A 24,819-nucleotide genomic window follows, 5' to 3' on the forward strand; every position below is an offset into this window, starting at 1 on the left:
GGAGGCCCCATGTCCCGTCCCATCGGCATCATCGGCGGCAGTGGGCTGTACGCCATGGAGGGGCTCCAGGTCACGGAGCGCTCAGAGCTGGCGACGCCCTTCGGGCCTCCGAGCGGCCCCCTGGTGCTCGGTGCCATGGAGGGTGTTCCCGTGGCCTTCCTGGCCCGCCACGGGGAGGGGCACCGGCTCCTGCCCCACGAGGTGCCCTACCGGGCGAACCTCTGGGCGCTGAAGCAGGCAGGGGCCAAGGCGGTGATCTCCTTCAGCGCCGTGGGCAGCCTGCAGGCGACCCATCCGCCCGGCAGCCTGAGGCTTCCGGACCAGTTCGTGGATCGGACCACCCGGCGCGAGGCCACCTTCTTCGGCGGCGGGATCGTGGCCCACGTCGGGTTTGCCGATCCCACCAGCGCCTGGCTGAGGGGCCACCTCCTGGCGGCGGGCCGGGAGCTGGGCCTGCCCATCGGGGATGGCGGCACCTACCTCACCATGGAGGGTCCCCAGTTTTCCACCCGCGCCGAGAGCCGGATGCACCAGGCCCTGGGCCTGGACTTCGTGGGCATGACCCAGGGGACCGAGGCCAAGCTGGCCCGGGAGGCGGAGCTGGCCTACGCCACCGTGGCCCTGGTGACGGACTATGACGCCTGGCGCGACCGGGAGCCGGGCGCTGATGCGCAGGACATCCTGATCACGCTGGCGACCCACATCGAATCCTCCCATCACCTGCTCCGGCGGGTCCTCGGCCGGATCGCCGAGGGCCCGCCGCCAGAGGAGCCCGCCCTGACGGCGCTGAAATCGGCCGTGGTCACGCCCCCGGAGCGAGTCCCGGAAGACACCAAGATCAAGCTCAGGCTGCTCATCGGGAAGTACGGGTATTGACTGGGAGGCGCCGTGGCCGAGATGGACAAGCAGAAGGGCGGATGGTTCCAGGGGCTCACCGCGCCGGGCATCCTCTGGAACGCCGTCAAGGTGAGCCTGGTGGTGGGAACGGTCCTGAACCTGGTCAACCAGGGCCCGCAGCTCCTGGCGGGGCAGGGGCTCCAGGTCGGCCGGGCCCTGCTCAACCACCTGGTGCCCTTCTGCGTGGCAGCCTACAGCGGGGCCCGGGCCGTGACCGTGCGTGGTCCCTCGGGCAGGGATGTTCCCGGGGATGAGAACCTCGAGACCCGGGCGTCCGTCAGTGACCGGGTCCGTTCCAGCGGTTGAGGGTCGAGGGGTTGCAGGAGCATGGCCAGGAGCGAGTGCTCCTGGTTGTCCCCCAACCCAATGGCCAAGGGACCTTCATCCGCTGATGGAGCCCGGTACGTGCAGAACATTCGGTCCCACGCGGAGAGGAAGAAGCCGTAGTTGGATCGCTGGTCATGAACGTGCACGGAGTGGTGGATGGCATGGATCCGCGGCGTCACCAGCACCCATCGCAGGATCTGATCGACCGAGGCCGGCAGGCGGATGTTGGCGTGCTCGAAGAGGTTTCCGGCCTGGAGCAGCGCCTCGAACACCAGCACGCCGATCGTCGGCCCGCCCAGCAGCAGCACCGCGAAGGCCTTCCAGACCAGCGACACACCCAGCTCCATGGGGTGGAACCGGAAGGCCGTACTCAGGTCCAAGGCCCGATCGCCGTGATGGACCCGGTGGAGGCGCCAGAGCCAGGGCCACGAGTGACTGGCCCGGTGCTGCGCCCAGACGGCCAGATCCAGGACCGGCACCATGAGGACTGCGGCCCAAGGCGAGGGCAGGCCGGACAGGAGACCGATTCCCCGGGATCTGCCCCAGGCGGACGCCGCGAGGAGCGTCGCCCCCGGGATGGCGTGTGTGAACAGGATGCCGATGCCACCCACCGCGACGTTCCGGGTCCAGCGTCGCAGCACGCCCGTGGGTCGTCTGTGGTCAGGGGCCAAGGCCTCCCAGACCGAGAGCAGGGACAGGACCACGAGGGAGATCACGGCTTGCGCCTCGCCGGTCGAAGTGCCCACGAAATGAATTCCTCCCCTGCAATCCGGTGGCGCGGACGAGGGGAGTGTTCCATCGCTTTGTTGGAATACCTGGGTGCCTTCTGGACCCGAATCCAAGAACCCATCACCACCTGGGAGCGCCCATGAACCCACCAGGGAAGGCCCGGCCGATGATCACCTGGCTTCTGGTCCTCACGTTGCAGGCGGTGGGCCAGGCGGCCCCGCAGGCCCGCGGCAAGGGGGGCGCGACTCGGGCCTGGTCCATCCACATCCTGAGGGACACCTTCCATGTGACGGCGGACACGCCGTCCGAGGTTCCCCTGGAGCGGCTCGTCCAGGGCTGCCCGCGGCGGGACTGCATCCCATCCATCGACCGGCCCCGGTTCGTGGCCGCCGCCGAGGCCACCTATCTGAAAGACACCGACCAGGTGCTGGCCTTGTCCGTGGAAGGCGTGCACCGCGCCTATCCCACGTCGATCCTGGCACGCCACGAGATCGTGAACGACACCCTGGGAACGCAGCCGGTGGCGATCACCTTCTGTCCTCTGTGCGGCTCGGGCATGGCCTACTCCCGCGTGGTGGAGGGGAAGGTGACGACCTTCGGCGTGTCGGGGCTGCTGTACGACAGCGACCTGGTGATGTACGACCGGGCCACCGAGACCCTGTGGCCCCAGATCCTGGGACGGGGCATCCTGGGGCGCCTGAAGGGGCGGACGCTCACCTCGATCCCCGTGACGCAGGTGGACTGGAAGACCTGGCGCGAGCAGCACCCAGATACCCAGGTGCTGTCCATCGAAACGGGCTTCCCGTTCACCTACGGGGGAGATCCCTATGGGAACTACGCCAGCCAGGCGGGGACCATGTTCCCCATCGCCCATGAGGACACTCGTGCGCACGCGAAGACGGTGGTCTTCGGGGTGAGCCTGGATGGGGAGGCCGTGGCTTTGACGGAGGCCTTCCTGAAGGCCCATCCGGCCACGGAAGTGGAGCTGGCTGGCCGGAAGGTCTCCATCCAGCGGCAGCGGGATGGGCAGGTGGTCGCCCGGGACCTGGCTCATGGGAGGGCCTTGGATGTCCACCGCCTCTTCTGGTTCGCCTGGGCCACCACCCACCCGGGGACCCGCTTGCAAACCCTGCCAGATGCGGGAAAGTGACAGCCATGAGCCATCCGACCATGCCAAACGACCCCGACCGCCATCCCTTTCCGCCCCTGGTCGATCCGGCCACCACATCCGGCGACCTTCGCGAAGCGCTGGAGACTGTCCAGGGTGCGAGGGGTCAGGTGGCCGACATCTGGCGGTCCATGGCCTACCATGCGCCGCTGATCCGCGCCCACCTGGCGATCTACCAGGCCCTCATCTTCGACCGTTGGGGCCTCGACCGCCGCCAGTGCGAGCTGCTCGGGACGGTGACCAGCGCCGTGAACGGCTGCCGCTACTGCAGCATGCACCACGGCGCCCCGCTGCTCCAGGAGGGGCAGGATCCCGCCGAGGTGGCGGCCCTCAAGGCGGATCCCGAGGGCGCTCCCCTGCGGAACCCCGGAGATGATGCGTTGCGGCGGCTGGCGGTGAAGCTGACGCGGACGCCTTCCGAGGACCACCGGCCCGAGATGGGCCGCCTCGCCGAGCTCGGGTTCACCGAAGCCCAGCGCCTCCAGGCGGTCTCTGTGGTGGCCTATTTCGCCATGATGAACCGCATCGCCGATGGCCTCGACCTGCCCCTGGAGCCGGACTACCTCGGTTCGACCCGGTAGGGGTTGGGTTCCAGGGGAGGGAACGCTACCTCCCCTTCCGCTGGATCTCCTTCCCCTCGAACCCCAGATCCTTCTTCCAGGTGGCCAGGGTCGCGTCCACGGCGGCGCCGGGCTGGAAGACGATGCGGGTCTCGCGCTGGTCGAAGTCCATCTGGACGGAGGCCACACCCGGGGTGGCTGCCAGCGTCTTGGGGAGCTCGCCCGCGCAGGGGGCGCAGTCGAACTGGGGGGTGGCGAGCACCAGGAGGGTGCCTCCGGCCTGCGGAGCCGCCGCGAGGGTGGTGCTCTTCCCTTCGTGCAGCAGCCTCGGGGTGGCCCAGGCCAGGGTGAACGAGCCCGCGAGGATCGCCACCGCCAGGGTCGGGAAGCGGGGGACCGCCACGCAACAATCCGCCCCCTTGGCCGGGAGGAAGCGCCGGCGCGCCCACCACCCCAGCACCCCCAGCAGCAGGATCAGAAGGGTGCCCAGGGCCCAGGGACGGATCCAGGTGATCCGGGCGCCCAGAGTGCCCGTGGCCACGCCCAGGCCCGCCAGGGCGAGGGGCAGCCAGCAGCAGGCGGAGGCGAGCACCCCCAGGCCGATGGAGGCCCAGAGGGTCCGCGGGTCCTTCACCCCGGCGCGGGCGGAAGGAAGGGCGCAGCCGCCCTGCGGGTCCGTGGGGGCTCTCGAAGGGGAAGGCGTGCAGCAGTCGTGCGTCTGTTCGGTCATGGGCGGGTTCCTCGTCTCAGCAGCAGGATGGTTTGGACGGCGCGCAGCAATCGTCGGTCTCGGCGGGCGCCGGGGATGTCGAGGTCAGCGCCTTCACTTCCTTGATGACGTCTCCCAGGCAGCAGCCGCCGGCGGGGTTGGTGACCTCGCACCGGCAGCCCCCGGCCTTCAGCTCGGCCTTGATGGCTTCGACCACCGTGGTATTCCCTGTCCGGGTCCATTCCTCCTGGATGCTCTCCGCGCTGTGGCCGAAGCAGTAGCACAGGGGGCGGGGGCTGCTCCGCTCCTTCAATCCCACCCGCACTGTGAGGTCCTGGCGGGTGAAACGCGCCCCGTTCGCGCCGTGGTAGACCAGGTCGCAGTCGGGGCTGGGGCAGAACCGGTAGGTTTCCTCGTCCCGCACCCGGGGACGCAGAGGAGGCTGGAGCAGCGAGCGGAGCGTGAGGGGCCTCACGGGCCTTCCGCTGGTCCCGCAGACCGGGCAGGCGCTGGCTTCTTTGGACGCGGCAGGGATGGAGCAGGTCTCGGGGTTCATGATTCACCTCTGGAAGGGCGTCTTCCGGCGCGCAGGGTTGGGATCCGATGGGGCGCACTGGGGGCCGCAGAGCTTCAGGAAGGCCGGGCACAGGGGGCCCGGCTCGCCGTCGCAGGCCTGGCGCAGGCTCTGGAGGACGTCCCTCATATCCGCCAGTTCCTTCATGCGCTCAGAGAGGGCCTGGATCTTCCGGTCCAGCAGGTCCTTCATGGACGCGCAGGTCAGCTCATCCTGGAGGTCCAGGTGGAGGAGGGCCTTGATGTCCTCCAGGCTGAATCCACTCCGCTGAGCCTGCTTGATGAAGCGGAGCCTCTCCACGGACTCGGCGTCGTACAGGCGGTAGCCCTTCGCCGTCCGGCCCACGGGCTTCAGGAGGCCCATGCGCTCGTAGAGCCTGGCCGCCTGGTCGCTGACGTGGCAGGCCCGGGTGAGTTCGCCCATCTTCAGGTGGCTTTGGCGCATCTTTGCTCCCGGCAACAGGATGGAGTCTGTACTCAGATACAGAGTCAAGGACGGAAGTGACGTTTCATTGCCCCCTTGAGTCTCCACCCGGATCGATGCCGACCCTTGAGACGGACACCGGCCCGACGGCCCTTGCTCGGGGAGCCAGAAGCCGCCCTGGCGCGCTTCGTTTCCGCTGGATCACCCGGGAATCCCCTGCATCCAACAGGCAGGAGATTCCTCTCGGAGGCCCCCCGGGATTCAAGCGGGCGGAGTTGCACAAGGTGGAGGTGAGGCGATGGGGGGAATGGAATTGAGGATCGGCGACCTTTCCCGGAGGACTGGCCTGGCGGTGGGTACCCTCCGCTACTACGCCGATCAGGGCCTGTTCGGGAAGCTGTCCCGTACGGGGAAGGACTACCGGCTCTTTCCCGAAGAGGCCGTGGAGTGGGTGCGCCTGCTGCAGGCGGCCCAGGCCGCCGGATTCAGCCTCCCGGAGATCCGCGCCATGCTGGGCGCCCTGCGCCAGGGCGGCATCTGCTGCCAGCGCATGCGCCAGGCCCTCTCGGGACGGCTGGCCTCGGTGCGGGCCCAGATCCGGGAACTGGAGGTCCTTGAGAAGCGCATCGCCTCGACGCTGGAAATACCCGACGGCACGGAGGGTCCGCTTCCCTGCAGCCTCGCCTCGCGGCTCATGGCCGGCTAGCGGGCGGATCCCCGGTCAGAACTGGAACCGCGCACTCAGGTACAAGGTCTTGTCTCCTCTCAGACCCTGGCCCCGGAGCCGCTGGTGGACCGGGTACTGCCAGGCGGTTTCGAGGACCGCACGACGGCCCACCCACTGGAGGCCTGGGGCGAGGTAGAGGCTCCTCCCGCCGGAATCGGGATCGGCGATCCCGCGCTGCCGGTTCGCGCCGCGCCAGACGGCGTTGGATTCCAGGACCGCGTAGAGGTACGAAGGCACCCCGTCCTGGCCGGGACCCCGCCAGACCCGCTTCTGGAAGGAACCCTCCAGGCGCCCCTCATCCCCGGCCCGGAAGCCTTCGGCGGCGTTCCGGCGCTGGTAGGTGCCCGAGACATCCCATTCCCACTCCAGGGTCTGCCAGCTGAAGACGAGCCCGGCCATGGGATCCCAGGACCCGGTGCCCGGCTGCATGGAAGGCGGCAGAGGGCCGGAGCCGTCGCCTTTGCGGCGGGCGCCCGTGGGCAGCTTCAGACCCGTCAGGCTCGCCAGCCGCAGGGTTTCTCCCGGCCGGTCGATCTGGAGTTCTGTGTGGCGCAGGAAGAGGGACAGGTCACCGGCGCCCTGGACCTCCCTGCGGCCCATGGCGGAATCCATACGGAGGTCCACCAGGGGCAGGGCCCCCATGAGCGTCCAGCGGGCATCGAGTCCGTAGATCATCACAGTGGGCGCCACGAGGGCCCGGAGGTCCCGGCTCATGGGCCCCGGGTCGCCGCCGGCCCGCGTCCGCCCCAGCTCCTGGCGGAGGATCAGCTGGCCCGAGGCCACGGGCAGGGCCGTGTTGAAGGTGATGGGGCCCGCCATGAGCGGCCCCCCCAAGCCCAGGGCGAGCGCGCGGATCCAGGGCCGCATGTCACACCCATCCCAGGCGTTCCGCCAGCGGGAAGGCCAGGTAGGCCATGGTGGCTCCGATGAGGAAGAGGACGGTGGAGACCCAGAGCGCCATCCGGCTGAAGCGGCCGGCGGTTTCGCAGGCGGAGGCGCCTCCATCCGCTGGGCAGGCCGGGGCGGGGCGCCGGAATTCCAGGGCCCAGTTCAGGCCGAGGAGCAGGCCCGCCGTGAGAAACACCCAGGTCTTGTGCCGGGTGAGGGCCGCCAGGCCGGGCACGGACGAAACCGCCCCCGCCACGACGGCGCCGAGGCCCAGGGCCACCAGCAGCGTGGGGAGGGCGCAGCACAACAGGGTTCCCGAAGACGTGAAGAGCGACAATGCGGCCAGGGCCTTGGATCTCACGGCTGCGCCTCTTCGATGCCCTCCACGCTGAGCCGCCAGCCGCCGCCGGCCCCCCGGCTGGCCCGGCCCTTCAGGACCACGGCGCGCGTCCCCCCCGCCACGAAGGCCTGGAGGCGGCGGAACTCGGGCCCGCCCGCCAGGGTCAGCGCCTCGCCCGTCCCGAGCAGGAGGCTCGGGTGCTCCGCCGGCCCCTGGAGGGTTCCCCGGAGGTCCATGTGGATGGCCCGGGGGCTGAAGCCCGCATCCCGGACCGCCTTATCCAGGGATTCGGGCGGGAAGGCCGCCCTGGATTCCAGGCGGGCCAGCCCCGTGGCCAGGTCGACATGGACGTTGGAAGCGCCCGGAAGGGCCTGGAGTTTCTTTTCGAGCCCTCGCACGCAGAAGGGGCAGGACATGCCGTCCACCTGGATTTCATAGCGGGCCATCCTCCGCGGGGCCCCGGGCTCGGCGTGGGCGGGGAGGGTGAAGAGGGCCAGCAGGGCCGCCGGGATGAGACAGGTCTTCTTCATGGGGATCCTCCTGATACCCCACGTTCGATCTCGACCCCGGTCGAGGGTCAAGGCGAGAACAAGGTACGTCTATTTCGCTTTTATTTCTTCTTGTTGCATTCAGAGGTCTTTCTAGACTTTGAAGTGGTTCTCAGTGGAGAAAAGTGGTCTGAAGTGGATCAAAGTGGTTCCTTCACTCTACCCGGTATCTCCTGGGGCCGCAGTTGAAAGGCGATGCCGGTGCTGCGACTCCGCGGTAATTCACCGGCCACGGTGGACGAGAAGGGACGGCTGAAACTCCCCTCCTCCTTCAAGGCCGAGCTCGAATCCTTCGCCCAGGGCGAGGGGGCTCAGGCTCTGCGCGAAGGCGCCGGCGCCCTGCGGCACTACCTGACCTCGCTGGACGGCCGCTCCGCGCGTCTCTACCCCCTGCCGGTCTGGGAAGCCATCGAGGCCCGCCTGGCCGCGCTGCCCTCCACCAGCCCCGCCAAGCGCAAGTTCCTGGAGACCACCGCCTACTTCGGCAGCGAGGTGGAGCCGGACGCCCAGGGGCGCTTCGTCATCCCGCCCATCCTGCGGGAGGCCGCCCAGCTCACGGGTGAGGTGGCCGTGCTGGGGCAGATGGACCACCTGGCCCTGTGGAACAAGGCCGGCTTCGAGCGCCGCCTGGCGGCCGAACCCCTGGGCGCCGATGACCTGGCCCAGCTCGCGGATCTGGGGATCTGATGATGACGATCCCCGTTCACGTCCCCGTGCTGCTCCAGGAGGTGCTGGAGGCCCTCGTGCTGCCCCCGGCGGCCCGGATCCTCGACCTCACCCTCGGCCTCGGCGGCCACGCGGAGGCCCTGCTGGCCCGCTGCGACAAGGCCTCCCGCTACCTGGGCGTGGACCGCGATCCCGAGGCCCGCTACCAGGCCCGCCGTCGGCTGGGGGACGATGCCCGCCTGGAGATCCTGGCCAGCGCCTACGAGGACCTCTGGGAGGACCCCCGCTTCCTGGCCTGGAAGGCCGAGCATGCCCCGGGCGGCTTCGACGCCATCCTCGCGGACCTCGGCGTCTCCACCCTCCAGCTCCGCACCCCGGACCGCGGCTTCAGCTTCCGGGATGAAGGTCCCCTCGACATGCGCATGGACACCACCTCCGGCCCCACCGCCGTGGAGTGGATCGCGGCACAGACCGACGAAAGCCTGGCCGACGCGATCTACCAGTACGGCGAAGAACGTGCCAGCCGGCCCATCGCCCGCGCCATCCTCCGGGCGCACCGCGAAGGCCGGCTGGCCACCACCAGGGACCTGGCCGAGGCCGTCTACACCGTCATCCCCCGCGAGCCTGCCAAGCGCAAGGGGCAGAGCGATCCGGCCACCCGCACCTTCCAGGCCATCCGCATCGCCGTGAACGGCGAGCTGGCCCGCCTGGCCGCCTCCCTCGAGGCCGCCGCCGGAAGCCTGCGCCCGGGCGGGCGCCTGGCGGTCATCAGCTTCCACAGCCTGGAGGACCGCATCGTCAAGCAGACGCTGCGCCGCCTCGCGGGCATCTACGACGGCCCGGGCCGCGCGGCCCCGGCCGCCCTCCCCAAGACGCTCAAGCTCATCCATCCCGGCGGCCTCGCGCCCAGCGAGGCGGAAGCCGCCGCCAATCCCCCCTCCCGCTCCGCCCGCCTCCGCGTGGCCGAGCGCCTCCCCTGACCGAGGTCCCCATGGCTGCCGGAACCCTGCCGAGCCCCACCCCTCCCGCCCGCACGGTCGAGAGCGAGGGCATCCTGCGCGTGCTGCTCCTGGTGCTGGCCCTGGCCATGCCCCTGGGCGTCCTCGCCTACCTGAAGGTCCAGAGCACCCGCCTGAGCTACGCCATGAGCGACCTCAAGGAGCGGATCAAGAAGGAGGAGGAGCTCCAGCGCAAGCTCCTGCTGGAGCGCAGCCGCTACCAGCGGGACGAGGAGGTCCAGGGCTACGCCCAGAAGGCGGGGCTCCAGCCCCGCAAGCAGGGCCACCTCATCCGCCGGGCCTTCACGCCGGAGGACCAGCGCATCGCCAAGCTCCGCCCGGTCTCGTCCGAGGGGCTGTAGTCTGTAGGAAGAGGGCCGCAGCCCTCGTTCCCGCTCCATCCAGCCCCCGGCCTCCCCGTGTCCTTCCGCTTCGCCACCGAGCCCCGAACCACCCGCCGCCTCCTGGGCAGGCAGGATCCCCAGGACCTGCTGAGCCAGCGCCTGCCTTGGATCATGGGTGGCATGGCCTTCTGGGCCCTGTGCATCCTGCTGCGGCTGCTCTGGCTCCAGGGGGTGGAGCACCGGAAATACCGCGCCCGGGCGGACCAGCAGCACACCACCATCGTGCCGATCCCGCCCATCCGAGGTGAGCTGCGCGACCGCCGGGGCGAGCCCCTGGCCATCTCCATCAAGGTCGAGAGCCTCTTCGCGGATCCCCGCGTGTTCTACCCGGACTACAAGCCGGGCAAGGGGGAGGAGCGCCAGTGGGGCGAGCCCGACCGCAAGGCCGCCGCGGCGGTGGCCGCCAAGCTGGCGCCCATCCTGGAGCAGACCCGGGGGCAGGTGCTGGAGAAGCTCCTCCGCAAGAAGCCCTTCGTCTACCTGGAGCGGCACCTGCCGCCGGCGAAGTCCGCCGCCATCCGCGCCCTGAACCTGGACGGCATCGAGTTCCAGCCCGAGAGCCAGCGCTTCTACCCCCGGGGCAGCCTCGCGGCCCAGATCATCGGCTTCACCAACATCGACGGCCTGGGCCAGCTGGGCATCGAGCAGACCTACGACAAGCAGCTGGCGGGCGTGAAGGGCGAGCTGGTCGCCCCCAAGGATGCCCACGGCAAGCTGCTCATCCTCCAGGAGAACTACAGCAAGATCCCGGTGAATGGCGCTTCGCTGCAGCTCAGCATCGACGCCTCCATCCAGCACATCGTCGAGGACGCCCTGGAGGAGGGCGTGCGCCTCTCCCGGCCCCGCACGGCCTACGCCGTGGTGGTGGATCCCAACACGGGCGAGATCCTGGCCATGGCAGGCACGCCCAGCTTCGACCCGAACCACATCCTGCCCCGCAAGTTCCGCAACCGCGGGGATGCCGAGCTCTCGGCGGCAGAGCGCGACGAGTTGCGGCGCGAGCTGGAGCGCCAGAAGGCGGCCCGCAAGGTGCATCCCGTGGAGGATGTGTACGAGCCCGGCTCGACCATGAAGATCTTCACGGCCGCCATCGCCCTGGAGGAGCGCAAGATCCACCTGGGCGAGCGCATCGACTGCATGTCGGGCCGGTGGCAGTACAGCGCGAAGGTCCCCCCCATCACGGACACCCACCGCCACGGGCTGCTCACCTTCGAGGAGATGCTCTGGCAGAGCTCCAACATCGGGGCCGCCAAGATCGGCATCCGGCTGGATCCCGCCGTGCACTACCAGTACCTGCGCAAGTTCGGCTTCGGAGACGCCACGGGCCTGAACTTCCCCGGCGAGAGCGCCGGCCGCCTCATCGCGCCGGACCGCTGGAGCGTGCCCACCCAGTACACCCTGTCCTACGGCTACGGCCTCAGCACCACGCCCCTGCAGATCCTCATGGCCGGCTGCGCGCTGGCCAACGGCGGCAAGCTCATGCAGCCCATCCTCGTCCAGCGCATCTACAACGACAAGGGCCTGCTGCTGAAGGAGTTCAAGCCCACAGTGCGCGGGCAGGTCCTCAGCGAGGAGACCGCGAACCTCATGAAGGAGACCCTGAAGGGCGTGCTCACCCAGGGCACGGGCCGCAAGGCGCGGCTGGACAACGGCGTGGAGGCCTTCGGCAAGACCGGCACCAGCCGCAAGCTCATCGACGGCCAGTACGATCCCAAGCGCCACTTCGCCTCGTTCATGGGCTTCTTCCCCGCGGACAAGCCCCAGTTCGGCGTCCTCGTGATGCTGGACGATCCTGCGGGCGACACCACCGGCGGCGACGTGGCCGCGCCCCTCTTCAAGCGCATCGGAGACGGGATCCTGCGGTTCCGCCAGACTGCGCCGGATCCCGACCGCGAATCGGACCTGAAGCTCTCCCTCCGCGACTGGCCCGTGAGCGAGACCGACGAGGCGACCATGCACGTGGAGCGGGGCCGGGTGCCGGACCTCCAGGGCCTCAGCCTCAAGGCCGCCATCCACCGGGTGGTGCTGGTGGGCGGGACGCCGAAGGTGGAGGCGGCTCCGGGGTTCACGGCCACCCGCGTGGTGGGCCAGATCCCGGCTCCCGGCGCGCCGCTGGAACCGGGCACCGTGGTGAGGATCAAGGCGGGGATGCCATGAAGCTGGATGCGCTCATCGAAGGGATCGCCCTGCGGCGCTCCGGCCCGGAGGTCGAGGTGGCGGACCTCACCAGCGACAGCCGGGAGGTGCGGCCGGGCTGGGGCTTCGTGGCCCTCAAGGGCGAGAAGGCCGATGGCGTCGCGTACGTGCCACAAGCCCTGGCGCAAGGCGCCAGTGCCATTTTCTCTCCTTCCGGCGTGAACACGCCGGAAGCCGTCGCCGACTGCACCTTCACCGGCGATCCCCGCCTCCAGATGGCCGAGCTGGCCCGCCGCCTGCACGGCGCGCCGGACGAGCGCCTGGCCCTCATCGGCGTCACGGGCACCAACGGCAAGACCACTACCACGACCCTCATCCGCCAGCTCCTGCGGGGTGCTGGTATCGGCTGCGGCCTGGTGGGCACGGTGCTGAACGCCGCCGGCGATCTCGAGGAGGAGGCCGTCCGCACCACGCCGGAGAGTCCGGCCTTCTACCGCTGGCTCCACCGCAGCGTGGCGGCCGGCGACGCCGCCTCCGCCGTGGAGGTGAGCAGCCATGCCCTCTGTCTGGGCCGGGTCCATGGCGCGCGCTTCCAGGTGGGCGTTTTCACCAACCTCACCCAGGACCACCTGGACTACCACGGCTCCATGGAGGCCTACTTCGAGGCCAAGCGCCGGCTGGTGGCCCAGAGCGGGCGCTTCCTGGTGAACGCCGACGATCCCTGGGGCCGCGGCCTGCTGGAACGCGAGGGCCACGTCAGCTACGCCGTGGACCGCCCGGCCTGCTACCGCGCCCACGGCCTGGACCTGGGCCCCACGGGTTCGCGCTTCACCCTGTACTCGGCCGAGGGGAGCTGGGAGGTCCAGAGCCCCCTGCTGGGGCGCTTCAACGTCTACAACCTGCTGGCGGCCCTGGCGGCCTGCGCCGAGGCGGGCTTCGACCTGGACCGGCTGGTACCCGCGGTGCCCAAGGTGAGCGGCGCCCCCGGCCGCCTGGAGCGCGTGGACTGCGGTCAGCCCTTCGGTGTGATGGTGGACTACGCCCACACGCCGGACGCCCTGGAGAAGCTGCTGGCGGAAGGCCGCCGCCTGCTGCCGCCCGGCGGGCGCCTGCATGTGCTCTTCGGCTGCGGGGGCGACCGGGACCGCACGAAGCGGCCCCTCATGGCCGCCGCCGTGGCCGCGGGGGCCGATGTCCTCTGGCACACCAGCGACAATCCCCGGACCGAGGATCCCGAGCGCATCCTGGACGACGCCGCGCCGGGCATCCCCGAGGCGCTCCGGGCCGATGCCACTCGCTACCACCGCAACGCCGACCGGCAGGAGTCGGTGCGCCGGGCCCTGGCGGACTGCCGTCCCGGCGACCTGCTGCTGCTGGCGGGCAAGGGCCACGAGCCCTACCAGGAGATCCACGGGGTGAAGCACCCCTACAGCGACCGCGCCGCCGTGGAAGCCGCCCTCCAGGGGGTGCTGTGACGCGCCTGTTGGCTGTCTCGGGCCCGGAGGATCCGGCCATCGTCGAGGCCGCGGCCCTGCTGCGCGCCGGGGGCCTGGTGGCCTTCCCCACGGAGACGGTGTACGGCCTGGGCGCCGATGGCCTGAACCCGGCCGCGGTGGCGAAGATCTACGCGGCCAAGGGCCGGCCCGCGACCAATCCCGTGATCCTCCATGTGGCCGACGCCGCGGGAGCCCAGGCCCTGGTCTCCCGCTGGCCCGCCGAGGCCCGGGCTCTGGTGGAGCGCTTCTGGCCCGGCCCCCTCACCCTGGTGCTGCCGGCCTCCGACCGGGTGCCCTCCATCGTGCGCGCCGGCGGGCCTTCCGTGGCCCTGCGCTGCCCGGCCCATCCCGTGGCCCTGGCCCTCATCCGCGCCACGGGCCGGCCCCTGGCGGCCCCCAGCGCCAACCGCAGCCAGCACCTCTCGCCGACCCTGGCCCAACACGTGGCCTCCAGCCTCGGCGGGGCGGTGGACCTGATCCTCGATGGCGGTCCCACTGAGGCGGGCCTGGAATCGACGATCCTCGACCTCTCCGGAGTCCGGCCCCGGATCCTCCGGCCCGGCCCCATCGGCCCGGCCGACATCGAGGCGCTGATCGGCCCCGTCGACCTGTGGGAGGGTGTGGTCAAGGCGGGAGACCGCCAGGCGGCCCCAGGCATGGCCGAGCGCCACTACGCCCCCAGGGCCCGGCTGGAGCTGGTGGCGCCGGGTTCCGGGCTGCGCGAGGCCTCTGGTTCCGTGGCGTACGTGGCCCTCGGAGCCCTTCCCGCCCTCCCCGCAGGGGTCCGGGGCATCCTCCTGCCCCTGGATGCGGAAGCGGTCGGAACCCGGCTCTACGCGCTCCTGCACGAGCTGGACGATGCCGGCTTCGAACGCATCTTCATGGAGCGCCCGCCGGAGGACGAAGCCTGGCTGGCGGTCCGCGACCGGCTGCGGCGGGCTTCGGCAAAGGAGCGGCCATGAGCCTCTGGTCTCTGTTCCAGGCTGCCTCCCAGGTGGGGGGGGAAGTCCTGGGCGACGGCGCGGTGGTGCCGTCCTCCCTCTCCCTGGACACGCGGACGCTGCTGCCCGGGGCCTGCTTCGTGGCCCTGCGGGCCGAGCGGGACGGCCATGAGTTCGCCCTCCAGGCCGTGGCGAAGGGGGCCTCGTGCCTCCTGGTGGATCATCCAGTGGACAGTGACCGTCCCCAGCTCGTGGTGCCCGACACCCTGGCCGCCCTTCAGCGCTGGGGCCAGGCCCGGCTCGCGGCGGTGCGGCCCAGGGCGGTCTTCGGCGTCACCGGCAGCGTGGGCAAGACCAGCACCAAGGAACTGCTCGCCGCAGCGGTGGACGGTTGGAGGACGCCGGGCAACCGCAACAACACGCTCGGGATGCCGGAGGCCCTGGCCACGCTGCCGGAGGGCCTGGGCGCCGCGGTGCTGGAGATGGGCATGAGCACGCCGGGCGAGATCCGGCGCCTCACGGAGATCGCGCCCCTGGACTACGGCCTCATCACGATGGTGGGCACGGCCCACGCGGAGAACTTCGCCGACGGCCAGCGGGGCATCGCCGAGGCCAAGGGCGAGCTGGTGGCCGGGCTGGTCCGGGGCGGCGTGTGGGCCCATCTGGCCTCCGACCCCTGGTGCCACTGGATCGCGGAGCAGCCCTGGGCCCGGCACGCCGAGGCCCTGGCGGTGGGCGAAGGGCAGGCCTATGGCTGGGAGGGCGTCGAGTCCCTGGGGGCCGCGGGCGAGGGCTTCCTCATGCGGACCCCGGCAGGCACCTTCCCGGTGCGGCTCCAGCTCCCGGGCGAGCACCAGGTGCGCAACGCCGCCCTGGCCGCCGCCCTGGCGGTCCATGCCGGGTTTGATCCGGCGCGGGTGGCGGCGGGCCTCGGCTCCGTGGTCCCTGAGCCCGGGCGCGGGCGGCTCCATGGGCTGGCGGGGGGCGGATGCCTGCTGGACGAGACCTACAACGCGAGTCCCGATTCCATCCTGGCCTGCGCCCGGGCCCTGCTCCAGCTTCCCGGGGAAGAGGCCGTGGCCGTGCTGGGCTCCATGCGCGAGCTGGGCCCGGAGGCTGCGCGGATCCACCGGGACGTGGGCGCCGGGCTCAAGGCCCTGGGCCTCTCACGGCTGTGGGCCTACGGAGAGTTCGCCGAGGACTATGCAGAGGGATTCGGCCTGCGGGCCGTGGCCTTCCCGGATTTTGAGGCCCTGCGCGACGATGCGGCCGGCCTCTCCGCAATCCCCCCCGGAGCCCGTATCCTGGTGAAGGGCAGCCGGTTCTGGCGCGCGGAGCGCGCCGTCGAGTGGCTTCTAGCCCGTTCCTGACTCCAGACTCCAGACTCCCGGACCCCCCATGCTGCCTTGGCTCCTCTACCCCTACCGCGACGTGATCCCGGGATTCTCGGTCTTCCGCTACGTCACCTTCCGCACGGCCATGGCCGCGGCCACGGCCATGATCCTCAGCCTGGTGCTGGGGCCCTGGGTGATCCGGACGCTGACCGCCCTCAAGATGGGCCAGCACATCCGCGGCGAGGGCCCTGAGCACCACCAGAAGAAGGCGGGAACGCCCACCATGGGCGGCATCCTCATCCTGCTGGTGATCACGGTGTCCACGCTGCTCTGGTGCGACCTCAAGAGCGGCGCCATCTGGGTGGCGCTGATGGCACTGCTGGGCTTCGGCACCGTCGGCGCCTTCGACGACGCGCAGAAGCTGCTCAAGAAGCAGAACCTGGGCCTCACGAGCTGGCAGAAGATGCTCCTGCTGACGGGGATCTCGCTGCTGGTGGCCTGGCTCATCCTGCACTTCGGCCTGCGCGGCTCCGCCACGAGCCAGCTCTCGGTGCCCTTCTTCAAGAACTTCCGTCCCAACGTGGGCGTGCTCCTCATCCCCTGGATCTGGCTGGTGATGGTGGGCACGAGCAACGCGGTGAACCTCACGGACGGCCTGGACGGGCTGGCCATCGGAGGCACGCTCATCGTGTCGCTCACCTACGCGATCCTGGCCTACATCGTGGGCCACGCGAAGATCGCGGCCTACCTGGTGGTGCCGCACGTGCCCGGCGGCGCCGAGCTGTCCGTGTTCATGGGCGCCATGGCCGGGGCCTGCCTGGGCTTCCTGTGGTTCAACGCCCACCCGGCGGAGGTCTTCATGGGCGACACAGGCTCCCTGGGCCTGGGCGGCGCGTTGGGCACCGTGGCCGTGGTCATCAAGCAGGAGGTGCTGCTCGTCATCGCCGGCGGCCTCTTCGTGCTGGAGGCCGTGAGCGTCATCCTCCAGGTGGGGAGCTTCAAGCTCCGGGGCGGCAAGCGCATCTTCCGCATGGCGCCCTTCCACCACCACCTCGAACTGGGCGGCCTCCAGGAGACCAAGGTGGTGATCCGCCTCTGGATCACCGCCATCGTCTGTTCGATCCTGGCCCTCAGCTCCCTGAAGCTGCGGTAGGCCCGGGGGCGGGCCCAGAGATGGGCCGGGGCAGGGAGGGCCATGGCCGGCCCAGGATGTAGCCCTGGCCCCAGGGCACGTCGGCATCCAGGACCGCCTCGAGCTCTTCCAGGGTCTCGATGCCCTCGGCGATGAAGCCGATGCACATGTGCCGCGCGAAGTGGGAGAGGGCGTTCAGCAGAGCCGCCTGGTAGGGCCGGCGGTGGACCTGCTCCACGAGGGTCCGGTCCGCCTTGATGAAGTCCGGCGCGAGCCGCGCCATCTGCGTGAGGCTGGCCACGCCGGCGCCCAGGTCGTCCACGGCGATGCGCAGGCCGGCATCGCGCAAGCGCTTGGCGTAGGTCTGGAGCGCCTCGAGGTCGTGCATGCCCTGGGACTCGGTGAACTCCATCACCACGAACTCCGCCGGAAAGGGCAGGGCCTCCAGCCAGCGTGGGAGGCAGTTCCAGAAGCCCGGGGATTCCAGGCTCACCGGCTCGAGGTTCACGAAGTGCAGGTGGTCCCCGTTCCCACGCCGGGCGAGGGCCTCGAAGGTGGCTTCGAGGAAGCGCAGGTCCAGCGCCAGGCGGTCCTGCAGGGCCAGCGCCGGGTCCTGCAGGAGGGGCCCCACAGGATGGGTGTTGCCGGCCGCGTCGAGATGCCGCGCCAGGTATTCCCGGGCCATCATCCGGTTGTCCTCCAGCCGGTAGATGGGCTGTACATGCGGGACGATGGCGCCGTCGCCGTTCAGAAGGTTCTCCAGGATGCCCTTGGGCATGGCCACTCCGCACACATCAAGGGTTCCAGCGCCAGTGTAGCGCGCCAGAGGCCGCCATGCAGGAAGCCCCGGGCCGGGTTACGCTGGACGTGGGGGGCGACATGCGCACCGTGGTGATGGGGGCGGGACGATCGGGCCTGGCGGCGGCCCGTTTCCTGGTGTCGCAGAAGCGGCCGGTGGTGCTCACGGACAGCCGTCCCGGCCCGGATCCCGACCTTGAGATCGAGCTGGCGAAGGCGGGCATTCCCGGCGTGTGGGGCGGCCATCCTGCATCGCTCCTGGATCATTGCGGCGAACTGATCGTCAGCCCGGGCATTCCTCCCAGCGCGCCCTTTGTGGCTGAAGCTGTTTCACGCGGCATTCCCGTGATCGGCGAGGTGGAGCTGGCCCACCGCGCCCTCCGGGCCCGGAAGGACGGCAGCCGCGTGCTGGGCGTGACCGGCACCAACGGCAAGAGCACCACGACGGACCTGGCGGCCCATCTCCTGCGGGCCTCGGGCCTGCCCGCCGTGGCCTGCGGCAACCTGGGCATGCCGGTCATCGAGGCGGTCGTCGCCGGCGCCCCGGGCGCCATCTACGTGGCGGAGCTGAGCAGCTACCAACTGGAGACCGTGACGGCCTTCCATGCGGAGGCGGCGGCCTTCCTGAACCTCACGCCGGACCACCTGGCCCGCCACGGGACCCTGGAGGCCTACCGCCGGACCAAGCTGCGGATCTTCGAGCGCCAGGGACCGGACGACCTCCGCGTGGTGCCCGCCGCCCACCCCGAGTGGTGGGAGGACGCGCCGGGAGCGGCGCGGACCGCGCGCTTCGGCTGGATCCCGTGCGAAGCCTGGTGCGACGGCCAGGGCCTCCTGCACCTGCACGGCGAGGCGCTCCTCCACCGGGACGAATTGCGCATCCCCGGCGACCACAATGTGGAGAACGCCCTGGCGGCGGCCCTCCTGGCACGGCACGGCGGCGCCACCCTCGAGGCGGTCCGCGCGGGGCTGCGCACCTATCCAGGCCTGGCCCACCGCATCGCCTTCTGCGGCGAGAAGGGCGGGGTGAGGGCCTACAACGACTCCAAGGGCACCAATGTGGATGCCACGGTCACGGCCATCAAGGCCCTGCCGGGGCCACTCGTGCTCCTGCTGGGGGGCACGGACAAGGGCGCCAGCTACGATCCCCTGCGCCAGGCCCTGGACGGCAAGCTGCGCCGCCTGGTGTTCCTGGGCGACGCGGTTCCGCAGCTCACCCGCGACCTCGGCGACCTGCCCCACGACGTGGTGCCGGCCTTCGACGACGCCGTGCGCGGGGCGCTCGCCCTCGCGCGCCCCGGCGACCAGGTACTCCTCAGCCCCGCCTGCGCCAGCTTCGACCAGTTCGACAACTTCGAGCAGCGCGGCGAGCGGTTCGAGGCCCTCGTGAAGGCCTGGCTCCAGTAGAATCGGGCATGCACGATGCTGTCCGAGCCGCTGCCGACCTCCGCGCCTTATTGGGCGCCGATGCCGTCCTGACGGAACCGGAGGACCTCTCCAAGTACGAATCCGGCTGGCGCTATGGGAAGGGCAAGGCCCTGCTCGCGGTGCGCCCCGGTACCACCGCCGAAGTGTCGAAGGTGATGGCCTACTGCCACGGGCGGGGCATCCGGGTGATGCCCCAGGGCGCCAACACCGGGCTGGTGGGCGCCTCCAATCCGGATGCCAGCGGGGAGATGCTCGTCCTCAGCCTGGAGCGGCTGAACAAGCGGCTGGAGATCGATCCCATCAACCGCACGGCCGTGGTGGACGGCGGCGTACTGCTCAGCGAGCTGAATGCGGCGCTGACGGAGCACGGGCTCATGTTCCCCATCGACCTGGGTGCGGATCCCACCATCGGCGGCATGATCGCCACCAACACGGGCGGCACGCGCCTGTTGAAGTACGGCGACGTGCGCCACAACCTGCAGGGCGCCGAGGCCGTGCTGGCGGACGGTACGGTGGTGGACGTGATGAACCACCTGCGGAAGAACAACACCGGCCTCGACTTCAAGCAGGTGCTCGTGGGCACCAGCGGCATCTACGGAGTGGTCACCGGCGCGGTGCTCCAGGTGGTGCCCGTGCCCCGCCAGCACGCCACGGCCCTGGTGGGCTGTGCCTCCGGGGATGCGGTGCTGGCGCTGCTGAAGGCCCTGGAACGGGAGCTGGCGGATGTGTTCACGGCCTACGAGGCCATCAGCGCCAATGCCCTGAATGCGGTGTTCAAGCACCACGACACGATCCGGAATCCCTACGCCGCCCAGCCGCCGGCCTACACGGCCCTGGTGGAGCTCTCCTCCACCCTTCCGGGGACGGCCCTGAACCTGCCCGAGGTCCTGGAGGAGCGCCTGGGCGCCTTCCTCGAGACAGACGAAGGCGAGGGCATCACGGATGTCTTCATGGGCAAGCCCGAGGACTTCTGGGCCATCCGCCACCACATCAGCGAGAGCCTGCGAAACGAGGGGAAGGTGCTGGCCTTCGACATCAGCGTGCCGCGGAGCCGCATGGCCGCCTTCACCGACGCCGCCGTGGCCCTGCTGGCCCAGGACTATCCCTTCGTCCGCTGCTGCGACTTCGGCCACTGGGGCGACGGGGGGACTCACCTCAACCTGGTGTGGAACGAGGCGGAGTCGCCGCGGCCGACGCCGGTGATCGTCGAGGAGCTGCAGTCGCGGATCTACGAGCTGGCGGTCCGCGGCTTCGACGGATCGTACAGCGCCGAGCACGGCGTCGGACCCCACAACCAGCGGTTCTACGACGCCTATACCCCAGAACCCGTGAAGGCCGTGAACCGGGCGCTCAAGGATCAGCTGGACCCTAAGGGCCTGCTGGGCACCACCCGGCTCGGCCCCCTGGCGTGATCGCCACCGGGGACGTTCGGGGTTAGATTCGAGGTTTCCAGGGAGCTCCCATGCGTCCGTCCGCCCTCCTCCTCCTGCTCTGCCCACCTCTCTTGGCGCAGACCCCCGCGCCCAAGGCGGACCCCCTGGAGGCCGTGCGGTTCCTCGCCGGGGACTGGGTGGGGGAAGGGGATGGGAAGCCCGGCTCGTCCAGCGGCGCCGCCTCCTTCCGCTTCGAGCTGGAGGGGAAGGCCCTGGTGCGGCGCAGCCATGCCGACTACCCCGCCGCCAACGGCCGGCCCGCCTCCCACCACGAGGACCTGATGACGGTCTTCGCCGAGGCCGGCCAGCTCAAGGCCTTCTACGCCGACAACGAGGGCCACGTCATCCGCTACCAGGCGTCCGCCGTACCCCAGGGTGTGGCCTTTACGAGCGAGCCCGCGCCCGGCCCACGCTTCCGCCTGACCTACCTCCGCGGAGCCGCCGAGACCGTCACCGTCCGCTTCGAGATCGCCCCGCCCAGTACGCCTGAAGCCTTCAAGACCTACCTGGAAGGAGTGACGCGTCGAGTGAAGTGACGCTTTTCCATGCCTGCAAAACGGCCCCCGGAAACCGGGGGCCGTTTTGCAGGTAGCAAAAGACTTCACGCTCTAGTGTGGGGCTTCTGTTCCCAGAAGCGGGCGGGCGCGTAGCAGATGGCCATGAAGACCAGCTGGCTGAGGCAGAAGCCCGTGAGGGCCCAGAAGGCCTGGTCCATGAAGCCGTAGGAGTGCAGGCCCACGCCCAGCATGTTCACGCCGAACCAGGAGAGGGCGGTGATGATGTTGCCGAAGATGGCCATCACCATAGTGCCGCGCTCGCGCACGTAGCCGGCCCAGCGCGCGTGGAGGATGATGGCGTTCCACAGCACGATCATCAGGGCGCCGTTCTCCTTGGGATCCCAGCCCCAGAAGCGGCCCCAGGACTGGTCGGCCCAGATGCCGCCCAGCACGGTGCCCACGAAGCTGAAGAAGAGGGCGAAGCAGATGATGCCGTAGGCCATGTCCACCAGGGCCTTGTCCGTTTCCACGTCCACCTTGGTGGCGATGTGCTTCCGGATGGCGTAGCCGATGGCGATGGCCCCGGCGAGGAAGGTGCCCGAGTAGCCGATGGTGATGGTCACCACGTGCGTGGCCAGCCAGAAGTTGGAGTCCAGCACGGCCCGCATCATCTCCATGGTGTCGCCCTCGGTGCCCAGGTTCTGGGCCACGATGAGCGAGGCGAAGCCCGCGGCGGCGGCCACGGCGGTGCCGAAGCCCTTGCGGTACATCCGCTCCACGATGAGGCCCAGGATCACCGCGCCCCAGCCCACGAAGACGGCGGAGGAGTAGAGGTTCGTCACTGGCGGGCGGCCCTGGAGGATGATGCGCGCGGCCAGGCCCAGGGTGTGCACGATGGCCCCGGCGAACAGCAGGGAGTAGGCCGTGGGCTGGAGGAGCTCGGGCTTGTAGATCCAGGACACGCACAGCACGAGGAAGGCCACGAAGTAGATGGACAGGCCCACGAAGAAGGGCTGGGCCCGGTTGAAGATCACCTCGTTGGTCGCATGGCTGAGGGCGCCGGGCTTGAGGGTGGAGACCACCCCGTTCATGTCGGCCAGGGCCTGGTTGAAGCCCGCGGCGTCATTGGCCACATAGGCCGCGTTGAGCCGGGCGAGGGGCACCAGGGCCGGATGGGTGCCCTGGCCTGCGGCCATGGCCTGGAGGCCTTCCCCGATGCTCTTCCAGGCGTCGGGGTTGGCGCCGGGGAGGGGAGGCAGGATGCGGAAGTGGGCCAGCTGCGTCAGGTCCTGGTGGCGGGCCGAGGCCTCGGCGTCGCCGATGGACTGGAGCTCCCAGCCCAGGCCCGGCGAGCCGGCCAGCTGGAGGGTGTTCCGCAGCTTGTAGTAGAGGAAGGCGCGGTCGAACAGGTTCACGATGGCGCTCTGGAAGCGGGTCCGCTTCTGAGGCGCGATGGGCTGTGCGGTCTGGGCCTGCTTCTGGATCTCCTCCAGGTGGGAGGACAGGTCGGCAAAGCTGAAGTAGTTCCGGTTCTTGGTCTGCTTGGCCCCGATGAGACCGATGATGTCGGGATCATCGATGACGAAGATGGGCTGCTGATCGGCCACCTGGGGACGGAACATCACGTCGAGGATCCACTCGTCGGGTCCGATGGTGCGGCCCTCGTACCGGAATCCCTGGCGGCTGTGGATGATCAGCAGGGAGTTGCGGGCCACGGAATCCAGCGGCTTGACGCGGCCACCTTCGAGGATGGGGATGTTGCCGAAGCCGGCGGCGTCGAAGCCGCGCACCTTCCCACCGGGCATGGCGAAGATGAGGGCGACGAGCAGGGCCAGGATGCCGGCGCCCCAGGCGAGGTACTTCTGGACGAAGGTCATGGTCAGGCCTCCTTCTTGTCCTGGCGCCGCTTCAGCGAGCGCCGCAGGACGATGGCGAAGTGCACGAGCAGGCCCAGGGAGACCAGCACGCAGGACACATACGGGAGCAGCCAGCCGGGATTTTCGACCACGGAAAGGACGGAGAGGGTGTCGTTCTTGCCGAAGCTCGCCTGGTAGAAGGTCTTGCCCTCGTACCGCAGCGGCTGGTTCATGTAGATGAGCACCTCGCGGGATTCCTTCTGGGAGGGGTTCACCACCTGGACCAGGCTGGAGAAGTTCTTGGGGATCTGCGTGCCGGGGTAGACGTCATGCCGGAACTGCTTGAGCGTGAAGGAGTACGGCAGGTACTGGCGGAGCAGGCGCATGGAGAGCGAGTAGGTGCGGCCCTCGTGGGTGAAGGACTGGGGCGCCCCGATGGCCATGGAGGCCAGCCAGGTGCCGTAGCTGCGTCCGCCGGCCACGGGCTCCACGAACACCGAGCCGGTGTTCAGCTCGTTGTCGTTGGTGACCGTGGGCCGTTCCACGATCGCAATGCCCGGGCCCACGCCGGCCGTGGCCATGGAGGGCGGCATGCCCGGGGCCAGGTTGGAGAGCTCGGAATTGGGGAAGTAGCGCTTCACATTGAGGGTGATGGGGGTGCCGGGGATGGGGATGGCGCCGCCCCTGGACAGCAGGGTGTCGGGAACGGAATAGACCTCGTCCCAGGCGGGATCGGTGACGTCGATGACGGCCAGCTCCATGTTCTTGTAGCTCTGGACGTAGTTGACGGTCTGGCCCACCTCGATGGACATGTTGGTGTCTACCTGCATCATCCCCGCCACGAACTCGCCGGCGAACAGGATCACCAGGCCCGCGTGGACCAGCCACATGCCGGCCTTCTGCCAGGTACGCTGGATGTCGAGGGTCTTGGCGATGAGGTTGAGGGTGAGCAGGAGACCCACCAGGCCGCCGCCGGGGAACACGGGGATGGCGAAGGGAAGCGCCGCGAACTGCTTCTTCACGAAGAAGCTGCGCATGTAGGCGTTCACCGCGCCCTGGGTGCCCATCTCCACCTGGGCCAGGGTGCAGAGCACCACGAGGCACATGAGGAGGGCCAGCAGGACGATGGTGAGCTGGAAGGACTTGAGGAAAGTCCAGATGCGGGAGGCGAGTGTCTTAATCAAGGCGGAGGCTCTCCAGGATGCGCATGAAATCAGGCTTGGCCTTGGCCACGGGGCCCGCGTCGCCAGTCAGCTTCAGAAACCAGGTGTTCCCGTCGGGAGTGGAGATGAGGCCGGCCACCATGCGGCTCTTGGCCTGGCCCTCGCTGGTGAAGTCGTAGACGTTCAGGGCGCCGGCCTTGGACTTGACCACCACCCGCGCCGCGGCCAGGGCCGCTTCGTCGATGGGGCCGAGGCCGATCTGGCCGCGCCAGCGGTTCACGTTGGCCAGCTCGCCGCCGGCGGCGCCGGGCAGCACCACCACCGTGGCCTCGTGGCGCCCCTGGATGGGGGACTTGAAGGTGGCGAAGCGCATGCCCTCACCGGGGACCTCGCTCCACCCCTTGGGCAGGGACCACTTCAGGGCGCCGGCTCCCGCGGGGCGGGGCGGGGCGGGCATGTCGCCGCCGGCGGGGGGCATCCCCTCCATCTCATGGCCCGGATGGTCGGGATGATCGGCCACGGCCTCCTTGGGCACCCGGTAGTGGCTCACCTGGTCGCGGCCGCACCCGACGGCCAGGGCCAGGAGGCCGGTGCCGGCCAGGAACGAGGCCTTCGCGATGAAGGACCTGGAATGGCGGGGAAACATC

At 70.0% G+C, this 24,819-nt stretch carries 27 protein-coding genes; 16 read left to right on the forward strand and 11 right to left on the reverse strand.

Annotation, left to right across the window (positions count from 1 at the left end; all coding sequences use genetic code 11):
• Window positions 1–9: 9 nt before the first annotated feature.
• Window positions 10–876 (forward strand): S-methyl-5'-thioadenosine phosphorylase, encoded by an 867-nt coding sequence (gene mtnP / locus G398_RS0110680; protein WP_026853576.1) that lies wholly within the window; start codon window positions 10–12, stop codon window positions 874–876.
• 21 nt (window positions 877–897) lie between these two features.
• Window positions 898–1,203 (forward strand): nitrate/nitrite transporter NrtS, encoded by a 306-nt coding sequence (gene nrtS, locus G398_RS20440; protein WP_169720674.1) that lies wholly within the window; start codon window positions 898–900, stop codon window positions 1,201–1,203.
• Here nrtS and G398_RS17830 read toward each other — a convergent pair.
• Window positions 1,089–1,970: a sterol desaturase family protein gene (locus G398_RS17830; RefSeq protein ID WP_052571826.1), complete on the reverse strand. Its 882-nt coding sequence runs from the start codon at window positions 1,968–1,970 to the stop codon at window positions 1,089–1,091. The genes nrtS and G398_RS17830 overlap by 115 nt on opposite strands.
• A gap of 122 nt (window positions 1,971–2,092) precedes the next feature.
• Here G398_RS17830 and G398_RS17835 point away from each other — a divergent pair, with 122 nt between their 5' ends.
• Window positions 2,093–3,103: a DUF3179 domain-containing protein gene (locus G398_RS17835; RefSeq protein ID WP_084512488.1), complete on the forward strand. Its 1,011-nt coding sequence runs from the start codon at window positions 2,093–2,095 to the stop codon at window positions 3,101–3,103.
• A gap of 20 nt (window positions 3,104–3,123) precedes the next feature.
• The gene (locus G398_RS17840) at window positions 3,124–3,702 is read left to right on the forward strand and encodes a peroxidase-related enzyme (protein WP_169720654.1); all 579 of its coding nucleotides are present in this window, start codon (window positions 3,124–3,126) and stop codon (window positions 3,700–3,702) included.
• A gap of 25 nt (window positions 3,703–3,727) precedes the next feature.
• Here the strand turns inward: G398_RS17840 and G398_RS19755 are convergent, their stop codons facing one another.
• The 3 genes from G398_RS19755 to G398_RS17855 are packed head-to-tail and all read right to left on the reverse strand — an operon-like array spanning window position 3,728 to window position 5,408.
• Window positions 3,728–4,411 (reverse strand): heavy metal-associated domain-containing protein, encoded by a 684-nt coding sequence (locus G398_RS19755; protein ID WP_052571828.1) that lies wholly within the window; start codon window positions 4,409–4,411, stop codon window positions 3,728–3,730.
• 16 nt (window positions 4,412–4,427) lie between these two features.
• Window positions 4,428–4,946 (reverse strand): putative iron-sulfur cluster-binding metallochaperone, encoded by a 519-nt coding sequence (locus G398_RS17850; protein ID WP_157492384.1) that lies wholly within the window; start codon window positions 4,944–4,946, stop codon window positions 4,428–4,430.
• 3 nt (window positions 4,947–4,949) lie between these two features.
• The gene (locus G398_RS17855; protein WP_052571830.1) at window positions 4,950–5,408 is read right to left on the reverse strand and encodes a heavy metal-responsive transcriptional regulator; all 459 of its coding nucleotides are present in this window, start codon (window positions 5,406–5,408) and stop codon (window positions 4,950–4,952) included.
• A 286-nt stretch (window positions 5,409–5,694) separates the two neighbouring features.
• Between G398_RS17855 and G398_RS17860 the strand changes: the two genes are divergently transcribed.
• A complete protein-coding gene (locus tag G398_RS17860) occupies window positions 5,695–6,093 on the forward strand; it encodes a MerR family transcriptional regulator (protein WP_052571831.1) in 399 nt (132 codons plus the stop codon).
• A gap of 15 nt (window positions 6,094–6,108) precedes the next feature.
• Here G398_RS17860 and G398_RS0110725 read toward each other — a convergent pair whose 3' ends face one another.
• Genes G398_RS0110725 through G398_RS21990 form a run of 3 tightly spaced genes read right to left on the reverse strand, consistent with a single transcriptional unit; the run spans window position 6,109 to window position 7,872 of the window.
• Window positions 6,109–6,981, reverse strand: a complete 873-nt coding sequence (locus G398_RS0110725; RefSeq protein ID WP_052571832.1) for a transporter family protein — start codon at window positions 6,979–6,981, stop codon at window positions 6,109–6,111.
• A gap of 1 nt (window position 6,982) precedes the next feature.
• Window positions 6,983–7,363, reverse strand: a complete 381-nt coding sequence (locus G398_RS0110730; RefSeq protein WP_043484845.1) for a hypothetical protein — start codon at window positions 7,361–7,363, stop codon at window positions 6,983–6,985.
• Window positions 7,360–7,872, reverse strand: a complete 513-nt coding sequence (locus G398_RS21990) for a heavy-metal-associated domain-containing protein (RefSeq protein ID WP_052571834.1) — start codon at window positions 7,870–7,872, stop codon at window positions 7,360–7,362. Before G398_RS21990 ends, G398_RS0110730 begins: the two co-directional genes overlap by 4 nt.
• A 213-nt stretch (window positions 7,873–8,085) precedes the next feature.
• Here G398_RS21990 and G398_RS0110740 point away from each other — a divergent pair, with 213 nt between their 5' ends.
• From G398_RS0110740 to mraY, 8 genes are read left to right on the forward strand one after another with little or no spacing between them, the layout of a single operon-like run.
• Entirely contained in the window at window positions 8,086–8,577 is a 492-nt protein-coding gene (locus tag G398_RS0110740) for a division/cell wall cluster transcriptional repressor MraZ (protein WP_026853581.1), read from the forward strand.
• Between the two features lie 2 nt (window positions 8,578–8,579).
• Window positions 8,580–9,536 carry a 16S rRNA (cytosine(1402)-N(4))-methyltransferase RsmH gene (rsmH, locus tag G398_RS0110745; protein ID WP_052571835.1) on the forward strand — a complete coding sequence of 319 codons (957 nt, stop codon included), beginning with the start codon at window positions 8,580–8,582 and terminating at the stop codon, window positions 9,534–9,536.
• 11 nt (window positions 9,537–9,547) lie between these two features.
• Window positions 9,548–9,916, forward strand: a complete 369-nt coding sequence (locus tag G398_RS0110750; RefSeq protein WP_026853583.1) for a hypothetical protein — start codon at window positions 9,548–9,550, stop codon at window positions 9,914–9,916.
• Between the two features lie 57 nt (window positions 9,917–9,973).
• Window positions 9,974–12,115: a penicillin-binding transpeptidase domain-containing protein gene (locus tag G398_RS0110755; RefSeq protein ID WP_026853584.1), complete on the forward strand. Its 2,142-nt coding sequence runs from the start codon at window positions 9,974–9,976 to the stop codon at window positions 12,113–12,115.
• On the forward strand, window positions 12,112–13,569 hold the full coding sequence (locus tag G398_RS0110760) for a UDP-N-acetylmuramoyl-L-alanyl-D-glutamate--2,6-diaminopimelate ligase (RefSeq protein WP_026853585.1): 1,458 nt from the start codon (window positions 12,112–12,114) through the stop codon (window positions 13,567–13,569). Before G398_RS0110755 ends, G398_RS0110760 begins: the two co-directional genes overlap by 4 nt.
• Window positions 13,566–14,552, forward strand: coding sequence for an L-threonylcarbamoyladenylate synthase (locus G398_RS17870; protein ID WP_084512494.1), 987 nt, complete (start codon window positions 13,566–13,568; stop codon window positions 14,550–14,552). The genes G398_RS0110760 and G398_RS17870 overlap by 4 nt, the downstream gene beginning before the upstream one ends.
• Entirely contained in the window at window positions 14,549–15,901 is a 1,353-nt protein-coding gene (locus tag G398_RS0110770) for a UDP-N-acetylmuramoyl-tripeptide--D-alanyl-D-alanine ligase (protein ID WP_052571836.1), read from the forward strand. The genes G398_RS17870 and G398_RS0110770 overlap by 4 nt, the downstream gene beginning before the upstream one ends.
• A gap of 28 nt (window positions 15,902–15,929) precedes the next feature.
• Window positions 15,930–17,018 (forward strand): phospho-N-acetylmuramoyl-pentapeptide-transferase, encoded by a 1,089-nt coding sequence (gene mraY / locus G398_RS0110775; RefSeq protein WP_026853587.1) that lies wholly within the window; start codon window positions 15,930–15,932, stop codon window positions 17,016–17,018.
• Here the strand turns inward: mraY and G398_RS19765 are convergent.
• Window positions 16,996–17,775 (reverse strand): EAL domain-containing protein, encoded by a 780-nt coding sequence (locus tag G398_RS19765; RefSeq protein WP_052571837.1) that lies wholly within the window; start codon window positions 17,773–17,775, stop codon window positions 16,996–16,998. The genes mraY and G398_RS19765 overlap by 23 nt on opposite strands.
• A gap of 56 nt (window positions 17,776–17,831) precedes the next feature.
• Between G398_RS19765 and murD the strand changes: the two genes are divergently transcribed.
• Genes murD through G398_RS0110795 form a run of 3 tightly spaced genes read left to right on the forward strand, consistent with a single transcriptional unit; the run spans window position 17,832 to window position 21,192 of the window.
• Window positions 17,832–19,202 (forward strand): UDP-N-acetylmuramoyl-L-alanine--D-glutamate ligase, encoded by a 1,371-nt coding sequence (murD, locus tag G398_RS0110785; RefSeq protein ID WP_043484850.1) that lies wholly within the window; start codon window positions 17,832–17,834, stop codon window positions 19,200–19,202.
• A gap of 8 nt (window positions 19,203–19,210) precedes the next feature.
• Window positions 19,211–20,635 (forward strand): FAD-binding oxidoreductase, encoded by a 1,425-nt coding sequence (locus tag G398_RS0110790; RefSeq protein WP_026853589.1) that lies wholly within the window; start codon window positions 19,211–19,213, stop codon window positions 20,633–20,635.
• 50 nt (window positions 20,636–20,685) lie between these two features.
• The gene (locus G398_RS0110795; RefSeq protein WP_026853590.1) at window positions 20,686–21,192 is read left to right on the forward strand and encodes a hypothetical protein; all 507 of its coding nucleotides are present in this window, start codon (window positions 20,686–20,688) and stop codon (window positions 21,190–21,192) included.
• A 65-nt stretch (window positions 21,193–21,257) separates the two neighbouring features.
• Here G398_RS0110795 and G398_RS0110800 read toward each other — a convergent pair whose 3' ends face one another.
• Genes G398_RS0110800 through G398_RS0110810 form a run of 3 tightly spaced genes read right to left on the reverse strand, consistent with a single transcriptional unit; the run spans window position 21,258 to window position 24,818 of the window.
• Window positions 21,258–23,030, reverse strand: coding sequence for a cytochrome c biogenesis protein (locus tag G398_RS0110800; RefSeq protein ID WP_026853591.1), 1,773 nt, complete (start codon window positions 23,028–23,030; stop codon window positions 21,258–21,260).
• Between the two features lie 2 nt (window positions 23,031–23,032).
• The gene (locus G398_RS0110805) at window positions 23,033–24,193 is read right to left on the reverse strand and encodes a cytochrome c biogenesis ResB family protein (RefSeq protein WP_052571840.1); all 1,161 of its coding nucleotides are present in this window, start codon (window positions 24,191–24,193) and stop codon (window positions 23,033–23,035) included.
• A complete protein-coding gene (locus tag G398_RS0110810; protein ID WP_052571841.1) occupies window positions 24,186–24,818 on the reverse strand; it encodes a hypothetical protein in 633 nt (210 codons plus the stop codon). The genes G398_RS0110805 and G398_RS0110810 overlap by 8 nt, the downstream gene beginning before the upstream one ends.
• Window position 24,819: the final 1 nt, after the last annotated feature.

It is taken from the genome of Geothrix fermentans DSM 14018, from assembly GCF_000428885.1.
Taxonomy (GTDB): Bacteria; Acidobacteriota; Holophagae; order Holophagales; family Holophagaceae; genus Geothrix; species Geothrix fermentans.

Bases quoted from the DNA above. Each gene is read 5' to 3' on its own strand.
- mtnP (WP_026853576.1), top strand. From the start codon at position 10: ATGTCCCGTCCCATCGGCATCATCGGCGGCAGTGGGCTGTACGCCATG.
- nrtS (WP_169720674.1), top strand. From the start codon at position 898: ATGGACAAGCAGAAGGGCGGATGGTTCCAGGGGCTCACCGCGCCGGGC.
- G398_RS17835 (WP_084512488.1), top strand. From the start codon at position 2,093: ATGAACCCACCAGGGAAGGCCCGGCCGATGATCACCTGGCTTCTGGTC.
- G398_RS17840 (WP_169720654.1), top strand. From the start codon at position 3,124: ATGCCAAACGACCCCGACCGCCATCCCTTTCCGCCCCTGGTCGATCCG.
- G398_RS19755 (WP_052571828.1), bottom strand. From the start codon at position 4,411: ATGACCGAACAGACGCACGACTGCTGCACGCCTTCCCCTTCGAGAGCC.
- G398_RS17850 (WP_157492384.1), bottom strand. From the start codon at position 4,946: ATGAACCCCGAGACCTGCTCCATCCCTGCCGCGTCCAAAGAAGCCAGC.
- G398_RS17855 (WP_052571830.1), bottom strand. From the start codon at position 5,408: ATGCGCCAAAGCCACCTGAAGATGGGCGAACTCACCCGGGCCTGCCAC.
- G398_RS17860 (WP_052571831.1), top strand. From the start codon at position 5,695: ATGGAATTGAGGATCGGCGACCTTTCCCGGAGGACTGGCCTGGCGGTG.
- G398_RS0110725 (WP_052571832.1), bottom strand. From the start codon at position 6,981: ATGCGGCCCTGGATCCGCGCGCTCGCCCTGGGCTTGGGGGGGCCGCTC.
- G398_RS21990 (WP_052571834.1), bottom strand. From the start codon at position 7,872: ATGAAGAAGACCTGTCTCATCCCGGCGGCCCTGCTGGCCCTCTTCACC.
- G398_RS0110740 (WP_026853581.1), top strand. From the start codon at position 8,086: ATGCCGGTGCTGCGACTCCGCGGTAATTCACCGGCCACGGTGGACGAG.
- rsmH (WP_052571835.1), top strand. From the start codon at position 8,580: ATGACGATCCCCGTTCACGTCCCCGTGCTGCTCCAGGAGGTGCTGGAG.
- G398_RS0110750 (WP_026853583.1), top strand. From the start codon at position 9,548: ATGGCTGCCGGAACCCTGCCGAGCCCCACCCCTCCCGCCCGCACGGTC.
- G398_RS0110760 (WP_026853585.1), top strand. From the start codon at position 12,112: ATGAAGCTGGATGCGCTCATCGAAGGGATCGCCCTGCGGCGCTCCGGC.
- G398_RS0110770 (WP_052571836.1), top strand. From the start codon at position 14,549: ATGAGCCTCTGGTCTCTGTTCCAGGCTGCCTCCCAGGTGGGGGGGGAA.
- mraY (WP_026853587.1), top strand. From the start codon at position 15,930: ATGCTGCCTTGGCTCCTCTACCCCTACCGCGACGTGATCCCGGGATTC.
- G398_RS19765 (WP_052571837.1), bottom strand. From the start codon at position 17,775: ATGCCCAAGGGCATCCTGGAGAACCTTCTGAACGGCGACGGCGCCATC.
- murD (WP_043484850.1), top strand. From the start codon at position 17,832: ATGCAGGAAGCCCCGGGCCGGGTTACGCTGGACGTGGGGGGCGACATG.
- G398_RS0110790 (WP_026853589.1), top strand. From the start codon at position 19,211: ATGCACGATGCTGTCCGAGCCGCTGCCGACCTCCGCGCCTTATTGGGC.
- G398_RS0110795 (WP_026853590.1), top strand. From the start codon at position 20,686: ATGCGTCCGTCCGCCCTCCTCCTCCTGCTCTGCCCACCTCTCTTGGCG.
- G398_RS0110800 (WP_026853591.1), bottom strand. From the start codon at position 23,030: ATGACCTTCGTCCAGAAGTACCTCGCCTGGGGCGCCGGCATCCTGGCC.
- G398_RS0110810 (WP_052571841.1), bottom strand. From the start codon at position 24,818: ATGTTTCCCCGCCATTCCAGGTCCTTCATCGCGAAGGCCTCGTTCCTG.